The sequence below is a fragment of the Photobacterium andalusiense genome (genome assembly GCF_900185625.1).
Classification (GTDB): domain Bacteria; phylum Pseudomonadota; class Gammaproteobacteria; order Enterobacterales; family Vibrionaceae; genus Photobacterium; species Photobacterium aquimaris.
Map to the genome: position 1 here is coordinate 1 of NZ_FYAJ01000036.1, position 1,200 is coordinate 1,200.

A 1,200-nucleotide genomic window follows, 5' to 3' on the forward strand; every position below is an offset into this window, starting at 1 on the left:
TTGTGTTTAATAATCCGATCAAGAAAATATTAAACATTGGTTTTTCGCCGGACTCATTTATTTGTCTTCACTTTAAAAAGTGAAAGCAAACACAGACACTTGAATGTGTATGTTTTGAGAACTCGTTCTTCTTTCGAAGAACATTTTTAAAATCAATCTTTCGATTGAATTTACTAGTCAGCTTTCCAGATTGTTAAAGAACATGTGTTTTGTCATTTTTAAAGATGACTAATCCACTTTCTAATCACACTCTTACGAATGTATTTAGAAAGTGGTGGAGCTATGCGGGATCGAACCGCAGACCTCCTGCGTGCAAGGCAGGCGCTCTCCCAGCTGAGCTATAACCCCATCAAGTTTTACTTCTTAGGAGAAGTTCTATTCAACAGAAAGTGGTGGGCGATACCGGGCTCGAACCAGTGACCCCCTCCTTGTAAGGGAGGTGCTCTCCCAACTGAGCTAATCGCCCATCGTTTTACTTCCGATGAAAAGAAGTGGCGTCCCGTAGGGGAGTCGAACCCCTGTTACCGCCGTGAAAGGGCGGTGTCCTAGGCCTCTAGACGAACGGGACTAAGTTTTTTCTAAGTTATGGGTAACTTAGATGTTCTTTTACATTTTAACCAAGCAATCTGTGTGGACACTGCATAAAACAGCATAAGTCTTTAGGTAAGGAGGTGATCCAGCCCCAGGTTCCCCTAGGGCTACCTTGTTACGACTTCACCCCAGTCATGAACCACACCGTGGTAAACGCCCTCCCGAAGGTTAAGCTATCTACTTCTGGTGCAGCCCACTCCCATGGTGTGACGGGCGGTGTGTACAAGGCCCGGGAACGTATTCACCGTGACATTCTGATTCACGATTACTAGCGATTCCGACTTCATGGAGTCGAGTTGCAGACTCCAATCCGGACTACGACGTACTTTGTGGGATTCGCTTACTATCGCTAGTTTGCAGCCCTCTGTATACGCCATTGTAGCACGTGTGTAGCCCTACTCGTAAGGGCCATGATGACTTGACGTCGTCCCCACCTTCCTCCGGTTTATCACCGGCAGTCTCCCTGGAGTTCCCACCATTACGTGCTGGCAAACAAGGATAAGGGTTGCGCTCGTTGCGGGACTTAACCCAACATTTCACAACACGAGCTGACGACAGCCATGCAGCACCTGTCTCAGAGTTCCCGAAGGCACTAAGCTATCTCTAGCG

The 1,200-nt window shown here is 47.3% G+C and carries 3 tRNA genes and 1 rRNA gene; all 4 read right to left on the minus strand.

Annotated elements, in window-relative coordinates:
• Positions 1–272: 272 nt before the first annotated feature.
• Positions 273–348, minus strand: a tRNA-Ala gene (locus tag PAND9192_RS20235).
• 42 nt (positions 349–390) lie between these two features.
• Positions 391–466, minus strand: a tRNA-Val gene (locus tag PAND9192_RS20240).
• 26 nt (positions 467–492) lie between these two features.
• Positions 493–568: transfer RNA gene (locus PAND9192_RS20245), tRNA-Glu, on the minus strand.
• Between the two features lie 96 nt (positions 569–664).
• Positions 665–1,200 (minus strand): 16S ribosomal RNA (locus PAND9192_RS20250); the annotation flags it as partial.